Origin of the sequence: Bacillus sp. SA1-12 (genome assembly GCF_000981385.1) — a bacterium.
Lineage (GTDB): Bacteria > Bacillota > Bacilli > Bacillales > Bacillaceae > Metabacillus.
In genome coordinates, this window is the sequence record NZ_LATZ01000006.1 from 19,293 (window position 1) to 35,150 (window position 15,858).

The window sequence follows — 15,858 nt, forward strand, 5'->3', positions numbered from 1 at the left end:
AAAGAGGAATATTCTCATGTAAAATTGATATGATTTCGTTTAAAAAAGATCGGCAATTTGGAGGGGAACGAATGCCAACACCTAGCATGGAAGATTATATTGAACAAATATATATACTAATAGAAGATAAAGGATATGCCCGTGTTTCTGACATAGCAGAAGCATTAGCTGTACATCCCTCCTCTGTCACAAAGATGGTTCAAAAGCTTGATAAAGATGAATACTTAATTTATGAAAAATACCGTGGACTTGTCTTAACGAATAAAGGGAAGAAAATTGGAAAACGACTTGTCTATCGCCACGAACTGTTAGAACAGTTTTTAAAAATAATCGGTGTCGATGACGATAAGATTTATAATGATGTGGAAGGTATTGAACATCATTTAAGCTGGAATGCCATCGATCGGATTGGTGATCTTGTCCAATACTTTGAAGAAAATGAGCAGCGAATCGATACGTTAAGAAGCATTCAAAAAAATAATGAAGAACAATAATACATAAAAGCCCTATGAAGCAGGAGTGATCATGATCATCCTGCCTCATAGGGCTTTTTATGTAAGGAAAAATCTAAATATCTCCACTGCTAGCTAAAAAGTCATCGGTGAAAAAAGTGTTCGTAATTTTTTAGGTGGAAATAACTGTATATGAACTAAAACTATCCTACTATACAAAGTGTTATTTTAATAAAATTTTGAAGTTGGAATATTAACAGGGAATTTTGTTTAGATATAACAAAAAGAATTAACAGAGTTTCGATGTAACGCTTTAAAAGTAAGCTGCTTTAAAGGGATAAATAGAAATGAAAACTGTCGAAAAGTTATTTGGCGTGTCCGACAAATTTTAGCAAGAGGCAAAATGGTTTTGTGTCATAATTGTCCATACTTGCATTTGTTATATTTTAATAGTTTTAAATTTTCGAAAAATAGAGATGGCAGGTGATGAAATGACTGAAAAAAGGATTCTTCATATTAGGGACTTAAAGGTATCTTTTCATTCAGGCCAAAGTGCCATTACTGCAGTAGACGGTATTAGCTTTGATTTAATGGAAGGAGAGATTTTGGGGATCGTTGGAGAATCAGGCAGCGGCAAAAGCGTGACTTCCTTAGCAACAATGGGCTTGATTCCAAGGCCACCCGGACAAATTGATCATGGCTTAATTGAATTTGAAAACAAGGACCTGACAAAGCTTCATGAACATGAACTGCGGAAAATCAGAGGAAATCAAATTGCCATGATCTTTCAAGAGCCAATGACATCTTTAAACCCGTTATTTACAATCGGAGATCAATTAGGTGAAGCACTTCAAATACATACAAGGCTTTCAAAAAAAGAACGAAAAGAAAAAACGATCGAGTTGCTGAATCTAGTCGGGATCCCAAGGGCCAGTGAGGTGATAAAGGAATATCCTCACCAGCTTTCTGGAGGGATGAGACAACGGGTCATGATTGCGATTGCAATGGCGTGCAACCCTCGTGTGCTGATTGCGGACGAGCCGACAACTGCGCTTGATGTTACCATTCAAGCCCAGATTCTTTCACTCATGAAGAATTTAAACAGTGATATGAATACATCGATCATTCTTATTACACATGATTTAGGTGTCGTAGCTGAAATATGTGATCGGGTTATTGTGATGTACGCAGGGGAAATCGTTGAACAGGGTGATGTTAGGACAATCTTAAAAGAACCGCAGCATCCTTATACAATCGGATTATTAAAGTCAGTGCCAGACCTAAGAGGCAATCAGGGCCGATTATATAGTATCCCAGGAAATATTCCTCGTCCTGGAAGTACGCGGAAAGGATGTCAGTTCGTCGAAAGATGTGAGACTTCAAAGAGTATTTGCTTTGAAGAGTCTCCACAATTATATAGGCAGAATCTTCCGGATCATAGGGTTCGCTGCTTCTTGCATAAAAGGGAAGAGGAGGCCGAAAAAGATGTCAGAGTTACTTCTTGAAGTTAAAGGCCTGAAAAAATATTATCCAATTACAGGCGGGGCATTAGGAAAGAAAAAAGGGGAAGTAAGAGCTGTGGATGATGTTTCTTTTTCTTTAAACAAGGGCGAGACATTAGGAATTGTTGGTGAAAGTGGCTGCGGTAAGTCCACTACAGCCAGATTGCTCATGAGATTAATCGAGGCTAGTGATGGACGGATTTTCTTTGAAGATAAAGAAATGACTAAAATGTCAAAAACAGAATTACGTAAAACCCGCAGGAATATCCAAATGGTTTTTCAAGATCCATATGCCTCATTAAATCCAAGGCATTCGATTGAAAAAATTTTGGAGGAACCGCTTATTGTTCACGGGATTGGATCGAAAGCCGAAAGGAAAAAGCGGCTGCAAGAAATGCTCGAAATTGTCGGGTTAAGCAGTTACCACGCAAAGAGGTATCCACATCAATTTAGCGGCGGCCAGCGTCAACGGATTGGGATTGCGAGAGCCTTAATGACAAAGCCTAAGTTAATAATAGCGGATGAACCAGTATCTGCGCTAGATGTTTCCATTCAAGCACAAATTTTAAATTTACTGCAAGATTTACAGAAAGAATTCCAACTAACTTATCTTTTTATTGCCCATGACCTCGGGGTGGTCAGACATATTAGTGATCGAATAGGGGTGATGTATTTAGGGAGATTAATAGAATTAGCGAAAAGTAACGAGCTTTATGAACATCCAATGCATCCTTATACCAAAACACTCCTATCAGCTGTTCCAATTCCCGATCCTGATTATAAAAGAGAAACGATCACCATTTCCGGTGAACTTCCCAGTCCTTCAAACCCGCCGTCCGGATGTGCGTTTCATACTAGATGTCCAGCTTGTATGGAGCGTTGTAAAACAGTTAGACCCGAATATCGAAGCGTGAATGGTCATTATGTTGCATGTCATTTAGTTAATTAATGGCTTACATCTTGATGATAAAAATAAAAACGGGGGTAAGTAAATGAGCAGAATGAAGGTAAAGCTGTTTTTAGGTTTGGTTTTAGTTCTATGTTTAGTTGTGGCAGGTTGCAATAGCTCAAATCAAGAGGCTGGTACTGAAGGAAACCCATCACCTGATGGAAAGAAGAAGGACACACTTGTATTTGGCCGTGGCGGAGATTCTACATCTTTGGATCCAATCACCACTACAGAAGGTGAGACGTTTAAGGTTACGGAAAATATTTTTGAAACATTGGTTTCGTACGGGGAGCAGGATACAACCTTGCATCCAGGTCTTGCAGAATCATGGACAGTATCTGAAGATGCGCTTACCTACACATTCAAGCTGCGTCAAAATGTTAAATTCCATGATGGGACAGACTTTAATGCTGAGGCTGTCATCTTTAATTTTAATCGATGGATGAATGGGAATGAGGACCAGTTTCCTTATTACAGCATGTTTGGCGGCTATAAAGGAGAGGAGGGCCATGTGATAAAAGAATTGAAAGCAATCGATGACAATACGGTTCAGTTTATGCTAAATCGACCACAGGCACCTTTCTTAAAAAATTTAGCGATGTCTCCTTTTGGAATGGCGAGCCCGGCAGCTGTTGAAAAATATGGAGAAGATTTCAGAAAAAATCCAGTTGGTACAGGTCCGTTTAAATTTGTAGAGTGGAAGCAAAATGATCGAATCGTGCTTGAAAAGAATGAGAACTATTGGTTAAAAGGCTATCCAAAATTAAATCAGGTCATTTTCCGTGTGATTCCAGAAAATACGGCGCGGCTAAACGCATTGGTCAATGGCGAAATCGATTTAATGGACGGTGTGAATAATTCAGATGAGGAAACCATAACAGGAAATGAAAAACTTCAGTTAATCGAACGACCTTCAATGAATGTTGGGTATGTAGGTTTTACTACGAACCGCCCGCCATTTGATAACAAGCTTGTCCGTCAAGCATTAAGTCATGCGATTGATAAACAAGCAATTATTGATGCATTTTATGGCGGTAAGGCAGAACCGGCTAAAAATCCGATGCCACCATCAATAGAAGGCTATAATGATGGAATTGAAGATTATGAATACGACTTGGAAAAGGCAAAACAATTGTTAGCAGAGGCTGGGTACCCTGATGGATTTGAAATGGATTTGTGGGCGATGCCTGTTGCACGTCCTTATATGCCTGAAGGAATGAAGGTTGCAGAAGTGATCCAAGCATCTTTTGCTGAAATTGGTGTCAAAGCAAACATCCAATCTGTTGATTGGGCGACTTATTTGGATAAAGCGGTTAAGGGTGAATTTGATGCCTACATGCTTGGCTGGACTGGTGATAATGGAGATCCAGATAACTTCTTATACACGCTATTAGATAAGGATAGTATTGGAAGCAACAACTATTCTTACTATAGTAATGATAAGCTGCATGAAGTTCTGATTAAGGCACAAACGGAAACAAACCAAGAAACACGCAATGAGTTATATAAACAGGCACAAGAAATCATCCATGAGGATGCACCATGGGCTCCTTTAGTTCACTCTACACCATTATTAGCAGGTTCTAGTGATCTTGCAAACTATTTGCCGCATCCAACAGGCTCTGAATCTTTAACAAAGGTAGAATTTAAATAGGTACGGGAGGGGGAGAGGACCTCTCCCTTTTACTGACAGGATCGTTTAGCCTAATGAAAAGGGGTGAACCAAGTTGTTTGTTTATACAGTTCGGCGTGTACTTTCTTTATTTCCTGTTTTATTTGGTATGACACTCATTGTCTTTGCCATTATACATGCGATACCAGGTGACCCGGCGCAAGTGATTCTCGGACAAAAAGCAACCAAGGAGGCTATTGCCACTTTAACAAGGGAGTTAGGTCTGGATCGGCCATGGTATATCCAATATGTTGATTATCTAAAAGGGCTCATTTCTGGTGATTTAGGAACCTCTTTACGTACGAGAGGACCTATTAATGAAGAAATCTGGCCATATTTGGCCGCAACTATTGAATTAACCGTGGTTGCGATGATCATTGCTGTTTTTGTAGGAGTGAATGCTGGAATCATAAGCGCCTGGTTTTCACATTCATGGTTTGATTACCTTGCCATGATTTTTGCTTTGATAGGGGTCTCAATGCCAATATTTTGGCTGGGTTTGATGGAGCAATGGGCGTTTTCGATTGAATTAGGATGGCTGCCTTCAACTGGAAGAGAAGATGTTAGAAATCCGGTAACAGCGATCACGAATCTTTATTTAATCGATACCTTGGTTCAAGGCAGAATGGATCAATTTGGACAGGTGATTCAGCATCTTATCCTGCCAAGTATTGCATTAGCAACCATTCCGATGGCCATTATTGCTAGAATGACCCGTTCGACAATGCTAGAGGTGATGAAATCCGATTATATTCGTACGGCTAGAGCAAAAGGTGTAAGCATGTTTTGGGTCGTTTATAAGCATTCTTTAAAAAATGCCATCATTCCAGTCCTAACTGTAATCGGACTTCAGACAGGTCTATTATTAGGAGGTGCGATTTTAACCGAAACCATTTTTGGTTGGCCGGGAATCGGCAGGTATCTTTATGATGCTATTGGATACCGAGATTATCCTGTGATTCAATCAGGCATTTTATTGATAGCTGCCATCTTTGTCGTTATAAACCTCATCATTGATTTGTTATATGCATTTATTGATCCGCGGATTAACTACCATTCATAACAAAGGTGGGATAAACAAGTGGCAGAGCTTGCGAAGAAACCGTCAATCACAACCTCCGAAGTTAAAATAGAGGGATCATCTCCTTGGAAAGAGGCAGGGAAAGCTTTTTGCCGAAACAAATTAGCGTTAATTGGATTGGGGATTGTTCTCTTTTTTATCATTTTAGCCCTGCTTGCACCAGTCATTGCCCCTTATGGATTTAAAGATCAAGAGTTATCTAAAAGGCTGCTAGCCCCTTCTAGTGAACATTGGTTTGGAACGGATGATTTCGGCAGAGATATTTTTTCAAGAATTGTCTATGGTGCGAGAATCTCTTTATGGGTCGGCTTTTTTTCAGTTTTAGGCTCGGCTGTTGTTGGGACAATCTTAGGGATTGTTGCTGGTTACTATGGTAAGTGGGCAGATACGATCATTTCAAGGTGCTTTGATATTTTGCTTGCCTTTCCAAGTATTTTGTTAGCGATTGCTGTTGTTGCCATTCTTGGACCATCATTGCAAAATGCGTTAATTGCGATTGCGATTATTAATATCCCCAATTTTGGCAGACTTGTCAGGTCAAAGGTATTAAGTGTCAAACAAGAAGAATATATAATGGCTGCCAGAGCAATTGGAATGAAGGACAAGCGGATTTTGTTCCTGCACATCCTTCCCAATTGTATGACCCCCATTATTGTTCAAGCGTCACTGGCGATTGCTACAGCAATTATTGAAGCGGCAGCACTGGGTTTCCTCGGCTTAGGGGCTCAAGCACCTGCCCCTGAATGGGGAAAAATGCTGGCTGATTCAAAGCAGTATTTAGTCCAGGCACCATGGACACTGTTCTTTCCTGGGGTTGCCATCATGCTTACTGTATTGGGGTTTAATTTAATGGGTGACGGCTTGCGTGATGTATTAGATCCTAAAATGAAGCAATGAGACAATAATTGATTTGGAACAAGCCTTGGGATTTGCAGCACATCTTTTGGGCTTGTTGTTCTTTTTTGTAAGAAAAAATAATTATGGTTTAGACAGTGGATAAAAACTTTGGCTTCCAGTTCCGAACCTCAGAAGGCCGTTCTTTTGACTGCTAGCGCCTAGCCGCCTGTTTGTCTAGATAATTTAAATTTGAAGGCAAAGGTCGACAGCTATTCTAAATCGTCTTATTTGCCTGAGGCTGAATCAGGCACTTGCGCCATATTTATACAAAATGGCAGTAATTCACTCAATTGGTCTATTTTCACTTTTAGTTTCTTACACTATAAAGTAGGAGGCTAAAGGGAGGGAAGGACATGTATATTGATGGTGTTTTATCAGGTGGCGGGATTAAAGGCTTTGCCCTTATTGGTGCATATCAAGCGCTTGAAGAAAATGGCTATAAATTTAAGCGCTTAGCAGGGACGAGTGCTGGCTCTATTATCGCTGCCTTTATTATTGCAGGCTATACTGCTGAGGAAATAGCAGAGATGATGGAAGAAGTTGACCTGACAATGTTTCTTGATGAACGAAAATCCTTTTTGCCGTTTGCTTTCATGAAATGGATATCTTTGTATTGGAATCTAGGATTATATAAAGGAGCTAAACTAGAAGAATGGATTATATCAAAGTTAAAAAAGAAAGGAATTACGACATTTGCTGATATTCCAAGCGGGTCGCTGCGAATTGTTGCCTCTGATTTAACAAATGGCAGACTGATCGTGCTGCCTGATGATCTTCATAAATATGGAATAAATCCTGAATCATTTTCTGTAGGAAGGGCAGTGAGGATGAGCTGCAGCTTGCCTTATTTTTTTGAACCTGTAAGACTTGCAAGTTCAACAGGGAGTAATATCATTGTCGATGGGGGAGTGCTCAGCAATTTTCCAATTTGGCTATTTTACCAATCGAAAAAGTCGGTTAAAGCAAGGCCGGTCCTAGGGATAAAATTAAGCTCAAATGAGAAGGAACGGCCTAAAAAAATCATCCGTAATGCGTTCGACATGTTCGGTGCATTATTTGAAACAATGAAAGATGCCCACGACAGTCGGCATATTTCAAGTAAACATGAGAAAAATATTATTTTTTTACCAGTCGATCATCTTGTTTCAACGGAATGGAACTTAAATGAAGAAAAAAAACTAGCTCTCATTGAGCTAGGTAGAAGTCGAACAATCGAATTTCTTAAGACCTGGACCTATTAGAAAAATGCACGGTTTTTCTTTTTGCCTTTTTTCCCTTCAATCACCGTTAAATGTGATGGTTGTCTTTTCTTTTTAATGGCAGAGGTTTTTGCTGATTTTTTAGCATGGGCTATGTTTCTGACATTTGAACCACGGGTACTGCGGTCGTCGAAACGTCTTTTTGAACGCTTTGCTGCTCTGGCATAGGAGGAATACTCCTTCCCTAATTTCCGTTTCATCACCATACGATAGATGAGATAAATAATTCCAGCAATAGCAGCATAGATCGCAATTTGTTTTAATAGCCACAACGGATCAGATAGTAAAGTTGATATAAATCCAATTGCACCTAATAAAATAATTGCCAAAACGATTCCATTCACCACACGACGATTCATATAACCACCTCCGATAAAAGATACCAATCAAAATGAATAAAACCAATTTCATGCTATACCTCACAGGGTAAATGAAGGAAATTGTTTTATATTTAAGAAGTGCAAACGGAACAACAAAAAACGAAATGTCTATATTTCTATTTATTCATTTTAAATTCGTGTCGTTCCGTCTTTTTTCCTTCAAAAAAGATGAAGATTAAACGATTTGTTCTGCTAATGCTGTTTCTGTTTCTTTTTCTTTACGTAAAAGCTCATTAAAACTTGCAATCGCGACTTCAACCTGGTCATCTGTTGGCTCTTTCGTAGTTAACAACTGGAGCCAAAGTCCTGGATATCCTAAATATCTTAGGACCGGTACATCACGAAGCTTATTTGTAATCTGCAATACCTCAAACGAAATCCCTAGTACGACTGGAATAAGTGCTAATCGGTTAACGATTCGAAGCCACAACGGATCTGTTGGTACAAGAGTATAAACAAAAATACCTACGATCACAGTAAACAAGATGAAACTGCTGCCACATCGGTAATGGAGCCTTGACTGACTTTGGACGTTTTCCACTGTAATTGGCAAGTTGTTTTCATATGCATTGATAACTTTATGTTCAGCCCCATGATATTGAAATACTCGTTTAATCAATGGGGTAAAGGATATAGCATATATATATGCTAAAAGCAGCACTAGTTTGAATGCACCTTCCACTAGAATTTGCCCGAAATCTGATGGCACTAGAGGACGCATAAAATGTGCAAGGAAGACAGGTAGAAGGGTAAAAATTACTTTTCCGAAGAAAAATGAGATAACCCCTACAGCGGCAATACCTAGCCACATCGCCAGCTTGGATTCGTTTTGTTTCTTTTCTTCTGCCATTTTTTCATCATCTTTAGGGTCAACTTCAAAACGCTCTGTTGAGAAATTTAAATGCTTAGAGCCGTTGGCACTAGCCTCAATAATCGCAACTATTCCCCGTAAGAAAGGAATTTTTTTTAGCTTTGATAAAACGGGTTGATTCTTTCTTTTTAGATGAAAGAAATCAATGGATTGATCCGTTCTGCGGATTGCAGTTACATAATGATGTTTACCGCCGAACATAACACCCTCAATAACAGCTTGCCCGCCATATGCAGGTTTTTTTTGATTTGACATGAGACACCAACCTATCTATTCTGTTTATCCATAATCTGTCTCAAAGGAGTTAACACCTTTGGTTATAAGACAGACTTTGTTTAGTTATTATCTATATAATACAGAATTTAGAAGGAAACCTCTAGCGTGATATTCGCCAATAATCTCATTATGTCTTCATTTGTGTTCTTTTTTTTGACTGTACTATGGACAATCACTTTGATATCCAGTTCCAGCATCTATCCTCTCTTAGGTCCAGCCAATTTGGGATAGAAGGAAACGTTCGCAGATTGTCTTATTAGCCCTAAGATGTTCAATGGGCTTTCGCTTTTCTTTCTGGAAATAATTCCTTTATTTACATTATACCCATGCATTCATTTACTAGACATGTAATTTTCATTTAAGTAAAAAATGGGGTAAAAACATGACTTTTAAAAAAATGGACATAGTAGTAAATGGAGGTGCAGGTAAATGGCAGATGATAAAAAAAAGACAGATGATGTAATGAAAGAAGACGATCCTCGCTTAGAGCAAAACAAAAGGGAAAAGCCTGTATCACAAATGGGGAAAGTGATTTCAACAGGTTTTATAGGCGGGGTATTTTGGAGTTTCCTGGCATACGTAGCTTCTATTTTGAACTACACCGAAATAAAACCAAGTCTTATCCTCCAGCCAATTGCTTTAGGAGATTGGAAAAATGGAACACTTGGCGAATTTATTAGCATTGTCTTAATTGGAGTCATATCGATTGGGGTTGCTTTGGTTTATTTTGCTGTATTAAAGCGTTTTACTTCAATGTGGATTGGAATTGCATATGGAGCAGCTTTATGGGGACTTGTTTTCTTTATCCTCAACCCGATGTTCCCGGATCTTAAGATGATTTTTGAATTACCAAGAGGGACAATTGTGACAACAGTTTGCATTTATATTTTATATGGTCTTTTTGTCGGCTATTCGATTTCATTCGATTATAATGAGTTAAATACAAATAATGAGAATTAGATCATAGTGTGAAAGAGATGAGTTGTGATAGAATGTTCATTAGCTGAACATTCTTTTTTTCGTATAAAGGATTGAATGAATAATGAAAGATTATTTCCTTATGGAAAGAGGTGCAAAACTGTTATGAATATTTTAGTGATAAATGGTCCAAATCTGAATAGACTTGGATTGCGTGAGCCTGCAATTTATGGGTCTGAAACATTAACAGATTTAGAAAAGAAATTATTAGCATTTGGTGAAAAAGAACAAATAGAAGTAACTTGTTTTCAATCAAATCATGAAGGTGATATCATCGATGCCATTCATGAAGCAGAAGGTCAATTCGATGGGATTATTTTGAACCCTGGCGCATTTACACATTATAGTTATGCAATCCGCGATGCGATTGCAGGAGTTACACTCCCGGTTATTGAAGTACATATATCAAATGTTCATGCTAGAGAAGAATTTCGTCACACATCAGTAACCGCTCCAGTTACAATAGGCCAAATCATCGGTCTGGGTTTTAAAGGGTATGAACTGGGAATGCTGGCATTAAAGGAGAGAGTAGGAGGAGGTAACCAATGATTAAATTAGAAAAAATCCGCAATCGATTCAAAGAATTATCAATTGATGGACTATTAATTACAAGTAAATTTAATCGCAGATACATGACAGGATTTACTGGTACTGCGGGTGTTGCCGTCATTTCTTTAGATAAAGCTGTATTTATAACTGATTTCCGTTATACTGAGCAAGCGGCAAAGGAAGTAGAGGGCTTCGAAATTGTCAAGCATACCGGACCTATCATAGAAGAGGTTGCAGCTGTTGTTAAACAATTAGGGATTAAGAGACTTGGTTTTGAGCAGGATCATTTAACCTATCAAGCTTATACATCCTATAAAAATGCAATAACAGATACAGAATTTGTACCAGTGTCAGATGCAGTTGAAAAGTTACGCTTGATTAAGTCTTCCTCAGAGATTAAGATATTAAAGGAAGCAGCCGAGATTGCTGACGCTGCATATAAGCATATCTTAACATTTGTCAAACCTGGTTTAAAAGAAATTGAAGTCGCAAATGAACTTGAATTTTTTATGAGAAAAAATGGTGCTGAATCCTCATCCTTTGATATGATTGTTGCTTCAGGCTATCGTTCTGCTTTACCGCATGGTGTAGCAAGTAACAAAGAAATTGAAAAAGGTGATTTTGTTACGCTAGATTTTGGTGCATACTACAAAGGATACTGTTCAGATATCACGAGAACTTTCGCTGTCGGTCAGCCAAGTGATGAGCTGAAGAATATCTATGCAATTGTCCTTGAAGCACAAATGCGGGGCATGAATGGAATAAAACCAGGTATGTCAGGAAAAGAAGCAGATGCTCTTACCCGGGACTATATTACCCAACAAGGATATGGGGAGTATTTCGGACATTCGACTGGCCACGGGTTAGGTATGGAAGTCCATGAAGGGCCTGCTTTATCCTTTAGATCTGATGCAATTCTTGAACCAGGCATGGTGGTAACTGTTGAACCTGGAATTTATATCGCTGGTCTTGGCGGCGTAAGAATTGAAGATGATACAGTCATCACAGAAAGCGGGAATGAGTCGCTTACTCATTCACCAAAAGATCTTATTATTTTGTAATAGGGAATATTTACATATAACAATTGAGACTATCTTAAATAATTTTAAGGCAGAATCTTTACAATCCCTTATTTAAGCTATTAGGAGGACTTTTTTCATGATTTCAGTTAACGATTTTCGTACAGGATTAACGATTGAGGTGGATAACGGCATTTGGCGCGTCATGGATTTCCAGCATGTTAAGCCAGGTAAAGGTGCTGCATTTGTTCGTTCAAAACTACGTAATTTACGCACAGGAGCTGTTCAAGAGAAAACATTCCGTGCAGGTGAAAAAGTAGCAAGAGCTCAAATTGAAACACGTAGAATGCAATATCTTTATGCAAATGCCGATCAACATGCCTTCATGGATACAGAAACATATGACCAAATTGAATTATCTTCAGCTCAAATTGAATATGAATTAAAATTCTTAAAAGAAAACATGGAAGTGCAAATCATGATGTTTGGTACAGAGACATTAGGTGTTGAATTGCCAAACACAGTCGAGCTGGAGGTTGTAGAAACTGAGCCTGGCATTAAAGGTGATACGGCATCGGGCGGCTCTAAGCCAGCTAAGTTGGAAACTGGTTTAACTGTTCAAGTCCCATTCTTTATCAATGAAGGGGATCGTTTAATTATTAATACAGCTGAAGCTTCTTACGTTTCACGTGCATAATCAATCGATTTAAAGAAGAGGTGTCCACTTTTTGGATGCCTCTTTTTCCTTGCTTTTTAAAAGATGTATTAAACAGAACCTGTTTCTATAGCCTTTATTAAAATTCTTGCTGCTTTTTTTACGCTGCTTCGATCATCCTCTTTATATTCTTCTGCTATTCCTCGTATTTCAAGGATGCAATCTGGAGCATGTTTACATACGTTTAATAATCCAGTTAAAATACGGGCCCGATGCTTTCCCTCCCATAGGGTCAGCGATTCTTTTAATATTGGATAAGCGGCAAGTGCCTGAGGTCTGCCGATATCAGCATAGTTACAAATGGTTTGAATGGAGTAATCTCTGACAATTGTACTTTTATCCGTTCGTATAAGTTTATGTATGAAAGGTAAATATGCTGAGATTTGCTCTGGTACATGTTTTGTTAGTAAGGAGATAGCATGAATTGCCTCCCAACGGATACGTGTTGTTTGTGAGGAAAGCAATGGGAGCAACTGTTCGAAATATGGTGCGACATATTCAGGTTTTTCTTCAGCAACTTTTGTGAATACTTCAGTACAGTCACCGATAAGCGCTTTGTTATCAGTGTTTAATCCCTCGTTAATTTCCTTGAGGAGAGAAGGGTGCTGAAGGCATTCTTTTGCTGCTGTTCGATTTCCTTCTTCCGTTTTTTCTCCAACTTGTGATGATAACTTTGATAAGATCGACAATGCTTTCACTCCCTGTATAATGACAATTTTACTTTTATTATAAACCTTCCTTGTCTAAATCTCCTTCCTCTAGCATATGGTGTACAAACTATATTTTAGGAGGACCACATGAAACGATTCTTTTCTCATTTTGATTCAACTGTTTTGACAATGGCTGGTTTACGCTTTATGTCCGCGTCAATTGAGTTAACCGCAGCCATCTTAATGTTAGTATTTAATGATGTAAAAAAGGCAGTCACAATCAATTCATTATTAGCCATAGTAGGTCCGGTTATATTTATTGTCACGATGACGATCGGTATCTTTCATATTGCCGACCAATTGTCATATGCAAAATTGATTTTTATTGGCTTGGGTGTATTTTTTATTTTATTCGGTATTTATAAATAGCGGAAAAATCATCAGGACAATTAAGTCATGAATGTGGTCAAGCATGCATACATTGAAAGTAACGAATAGCCTTATAGGAGGAAGCGGTGTGAAAGAAATTATTGAGATGCTTCCGGATTCAATTAGTCATCAGATAAAGAAACTGCATCCAGCTAGTATTGCTCGAATTGAGGAAATTCGTATCCGCGTGATGAAAAGAGTGGAGGTTGTTATTATGGGCAAACCTGTTTTTCTATCATCCATCACGACGTATGAAGACTCTGTCAATCTTTTAAACGAGCTTAGCCACTATTCAATTTATACATTGGAAGAAGAGTTAAAAAAGGGATATATAACGGTTTGCGGAGGGCATCGTGTCGGCCTTTCTGGACGTGTGATTACAGAAGGTGGACGAGTTAAAGCGATTCGGGATGTCACATCATTTAATATCCGGATTGCAAAGGAAAAGCTTGGAGTTGCTGAAGGGTACATCCCTTATTTATATGATGGGAAATGGTTGAATACGCTAATTATCGGACCTCCGCAAACAGGGAAAACGACCTTGCTTAGGGATTTTGCAAGAATCATAAGCAGTGGTTTTCATCAGATCGAATCAAACAAGGTAGGAATTGTTGATGAACGATCGGAAATCGCAGGGTGTGTAAATGGAGTTCCCCAGCATCAGCTAGGTGAACGGGTTGATGTCCTGGATGCGTGCCCAAAAGCTGAAGGTATGATGATGATGATTCGATCAATGAGTCCTGATGTATTGATTGTAGATGAGATTGGAACAAGGCAAGATGCTGAGGCAGTTATGGAAGCCGTTCATGCAGGTGTCCAATTATTCGTGACAGTTCATGGATACTGTGCCCGCGACCTGATGAATCGCCCAACTCTTAGATTACTATTTGAGGCGCAAGTGTTTGATCGATACTTAGAGTTGTCTAGAAAAAACGGTCCCGGAACCGTTCAGCACATTCTTAATCAGCATGGCGAGCAGTTAAATGCAGAAAGAAGTGTGACCAAATGATTAAGTGGATGGGAGCAATCCTCATTATTCTTGCAACAACATGGGCAGGCTTCGAAATGGCAAAGCATTTTAGTGAGAGAACGAGACAGTTAAGACAGTTAAAGGTAGCCCTTCTATCATTGGAAGCAGAGATTATGTATGGCCATACATCGTTAATCATTGCGGCACAGAATATCTCAAAGCAGTTGCCAAAACCATTATCAATGTTTTTTGAGGATTTTTCCAAAAAGCTTGTTAAAGGCCATACGAGTGTAAAAGAGGCCTGGGAGGAAAGTCTTCAAAGCATATGGAGGATGACCGCATTAAAACAGGGTGAATTTGAAGTATTAAAACAATTTGGCGAAACACTTGGTCAGCATGACCGAATCTCACAGCAGAAACATATCAAGTTAGCGCTTTCGCATTTGCAGAGAGAAGAAGCTGATGCAATTGATCGGCAAAATCGCTATGAACGTATGATGAAAAGCTTAGGTGTTTTAGCAGGCTTGCTCGTTGTTATTTTATTGATGTAGAAGTGGAAGGGAGTCGTCGAAGGTGGGCGTAGATATTAACACGATCTTTCAAATTGCCGGGATAGGAATCGTCGTAGCATTCCTTCACACCATTTTAGATCAAATGGGGAAAAAAGAATATGCACAATGGGTGACACTAATAGGCTTTATTTATATCTTGTTCATGGTTGCATCGATTGTAGATGATTTATTTAAAAAGATAAAATCGGTCTTTCTTTTCCAAGGGTAAGGAGGGGGCAGCTATCGAAATCATTCAAATCGTCGGATTAGGGCTAATCGCCACCTTTTTAGCCCTAATCGTAAAAGAGCAAAAGCCCTCCTTCGCCTTTATGCTTGTTGTTTTTGTTGGCTGTGTGATTTTTTTATTTTTAATTGATCAAGTGTATGAAATTATTCGAATGGTTGAACGAATTGCCATAAATGCAAATGTAAATCTCATTTATGTTGAAACCATCTTAAAAATTATCGGCATTGCTTATATTGCTGAATTTGGTGCTCAAATTACAAAAGATGCTGGACAAGGTGCGATTGCCTCAAAGATTGAGCTTGGTGGAAAAATCCTTATCCTGACAATGGCCATTCCGATTTTAACTGTCATTATCGAAACAGTCCTTGGAATGATCCCAGGTTCATCATAATGGTTTAGGATTAGTTGGAG

General features: G+C 38.8%; 19 protein-coding genes. 16 read left to right on the forward strand and 3 right to left on the reverse strand.

What is annotated here, in order from left to right; translation table 11 throughout:
• Nucleotides 1-71: 71 nt before the first annotated feature.
• The 7 genes from mntR (at nucleotide 72) to WQ54_RS05660 (ending at nucleotide 7,794) form a co-directional block, all read left to right on the forward strand.
• The gene (mntR, locus tag WQ54_RS05630; RefSeq protein WP_046513334.1) at nucleotides 72-494 is read left to right on the forward strand and encodes a transcriptional regulator MntR; all 423 of its coding nucleotides are present in this window, start codon (nucleotides 72-74) and stop codon (nucleotides 492-494) included.
• 449 nt (nucleotides 495-943) lie between these two features.
• Nucleotides 944-1,957, forward strand: coding sequence for an ABC transporter ATP-binding protein (locus tag WQ54_RS05635; RefSeq protein WP_046513336.1), 1,014 nt, complete (start codon nucleotides 944-946; stop codon nucleotides 1,955-1,957).
• Nucleotides 1,938-2,903, forward strand: a complete 966-nt coding sequence (locus tag WQ54_RS05640; protein WP_046513341.1) for an ABC transporter ATP-binding protein — start codon at nucleotides 1,938-1,940, stop codon at nucleotides 2,901-2,903. Before WQ54_RS05635 ends, WQ54_RS05640 begins: the two co-directional genes overlap by 20 nt.
• A gap of 43 nt (nucleotides 2,904-2,946) precedes the next feature.
• Nucleotides 2,947-4,557 carry an ABC transporter substrate-binding protein gene (locus tag WQ54_RS05645; RefSeq protein ID WP_046513344.1) on the forward strand — a complete coding sequence of 537 codons (1,611 nt, stop codon included), beginning with the start codon at nucleotides 2,947-2,949 and terminating at the stop codon, nucleotides 4,555-4,557.
• A gap of 73 nt (nucleotides 4,558-4,630) precedes the next feature.
• Nucleotides 4,631-5,638 (forward strand): ABC transporter permease, encoded by a 1,008-nt coding sequence (locus WQ54_RS05650; protein ID WP_156177754.1) that lies wholly within the window; start codon nucleotides 4,631-4,633, stop codon nucleotides 5,636-5,638.
• 18 nt (nucleotides 5,639-5,656) lie between these two features.
• Nucleotides 5,657-6,553, forward strand: coding sequence for a nickel transporter permease (nikC, locus tag WQ54_RS05655; protein WP_046513347.1), 897 nt, complete (start codon nucleotides 5,657-5,659; stop codon nucleotides 6,551-6,553).
• 353 nt (nucleotides 6,554-6,906) lie between these two features.
• Entirely contained in the window at nucleotides 6,907-7,794 is an 888-nt protein-coding gene (locus WQ54_RS05660; RefSeq protein WP_046513350.1) for a patatin-like phospholipase family protein, read from the forward strand.
• Here the strand turns inward: WQ54_RS05660 and WQ54_RS05665 are convergent.
• Together WQ54_RS05665 and WQ54_RS05670 are read right to left on the reverse strand one after the other, a co-directional pair.
• Nucleotides 7,791-8,171: an SA1362 family protein gene (locus WQ54_RS05665; protein ID WP_046513353.1), complete on the reverse strand. Its 381-nt coding sequence runs from the start codon at nucleotides 8,169-8,171 to the stop codon at nucleotides 7,791-7,793. The two genes, WQ54_RS05660 and WQ54_RS05665, sit on opposite strands and share 4 nt — an antisense overlap.
• A gap of 196 nt (nucleotides 8,172-8,367) precedes the next feature.
• Nucleotides 8,368-9,318, reverse strand: a complete 951-nt coding sequence (locus WQ54_RS05670) for a DUF1385 domain-containing protein (RefSeq protein WP_046513356.1) — start codon at nucleotides 9,316-9,318, stop codon at nucleotides 8,368-8,370.
• Nucleotides 9,319-9,801: 483 nt separating this feature from the next.
• On the opposite strand from WQ54_RS05670, the gene WQ54_RS05675 reads away from it, so the two are divergent.
• The 4 genes from WQ54_RS05675 (at nucleotide 9,802) to efp (ending at nucleotide 12,582) form a co-directional block, all read left to right on the forward strand.
• Nucleotides 9,802-10,299: a YqhR family membrane protein gene (locus WQ54_RS05675; protein WP_046513708.1), complete on the forward strand. Its 498-nt coding sequence runs from the start codon at nucleotides 9,802-9,804 to the stop codon at nucleotides 10,297-10,299.
• A gap of 123 nt (nucleotides 10,300-10,422) precedes the next feature.
• Nucleotides 10,423-10,866 (forward strand): type II 3-dehydroquinate dehydratase, encoded by a 444-nt coding sequence (aroQ, locus tag WQ54_RS05680; RefSeq protein WP_046513359.1) that lies wholly within the window; start codon nucleotides 10,423-10,425, stop codon nucleotides 10,864-10,866.
• Nucleotides 10,863-11,927, forward strand: coding sequence for a Xaa-Pro peptidase family protein (locus tag WQ54_RS05685; protein ID WP_046513362.1), 1,065 nt, complete (start codon nucleotides 10,863-10,865; stop codon nucleotides 11,925-11,927). Before aroQ ends, WQ54_RS05685 begins: the two co-directional genes overlap by 4 nt.
• Nucleotides 11,928-12,024: 97 nt before the next feature.
• Nucleotides 12,025-12,582, forward strand: coding sequence for an elongation factor P (gene efp, locus WQ54_RS05690; RefSeq protein ID WP_046513365.1), 558 nt, complete (start codon nucleotides 12,025-12,027; stop codon nucleotides 12,580-12,582).
• A 68-nt stretch (nucleotides 12,583-12,650) separates the two neighbouring features.
• Here the strand turns inward: efp and WQ54_RS05695 are convergent, their stop codons facing one another.
• The gene (locus WQ54_RS05695) at nucleotides 12,651-13,289 is read right to left on the reverse strand and encodes a hypothetical protein (RefSeq protein WP_046513367.1); all 639 of its coding nucleotides are present in this window, start codon (nucleotides 13,287-13,289) and stop codon (nucleotides 12,651-12,653) included.
• A 108-nt stretch (nucleotides 13,290-13,397) separates the two neighbouring features.
• Here WQ54_RS05695 and WQ54_RS05700 point away from each other — a divergent pair, with 108 nt between their 5' ends.
• The 5 genes from WQ54_RS05700 (at nucleotide 13,398) to spoIIIAD (ending at nucleotide 15,838) form a co-directional block, all read left to right on the forward strand.
• Nucleotides 13,398-13,679 carry a YqhV family protein gene (locus WQ54_RS05700; protein WP_046513370.1) on the forward strand — a complete coding sequence of 94 codons (282 nt, stop codon included), beginning with the start codon at nucleotides 13,398-13,400 and terminating at the stop codon, nucleotides 13,677-13,679.
• 88 nt (nucleotides 13,680-13,767) lie between these two features.
• On the forward strand, nucleotides 13,768-14,688 hold the full coding sequence (spoIIIAA, locus tag WQ54_RS05705; protein WP_046513373.1) for a stage III sporulation protein AA: 921 nt from the start codon (nucleotides 13,768-13,770) through the stop codon (nucleotides 14,686-14,688).
• Nucleotides 14,685-15,200, forward strand: coding sequence for a stage III sporulation protein SpoIIIAB (gene spoIIIAB / locus WQ54_RS05710; RefSeq protein ID WP_046513375.1), 516 nt, complete (start codon nucleotides 14,685-14,687; stop codon nucleotides 15,198-15,200). The genes spoIIIAA and spoIIIAB overlap by 4 nt, the downstream gene beginning before the upstream one ends.
• 22 nt (nucleotides 15,201-15,222) lie before the next feature.
• Nucleotides 15,223-15,429 carry a stage III sporulation protein AC gene (gene spoIIIAC, locus WQ54_RS05715; protein ID WP_026558844.1) on the forward strand — a complete coding sequence of 69 codons (207 nt, stop codon included), beginning with the start codon at nucleotides 15,223-15,225 and terminating at the stop codon, nucleotides 15,427-15,429.
• Between the two features lie 13 nt (nucleotides 15,430-15,442).
• The gene (spoIIIAD, locus tag WQ54_RS05720) at nucleotides 15,443-15,838 is read left to right on the forward strand and encodes a stage III sporulation protein AD (RefSeq protein ID WP_197089554.1); all 396 of its coding nucleotides are present in this window, start codon (nucleotides 15,443-15,445) and stop codon (nucleotides 15,836-15,838) included.
• Nucleotides 15,839-15,858 lie beyond the last annotated feature (20 nt).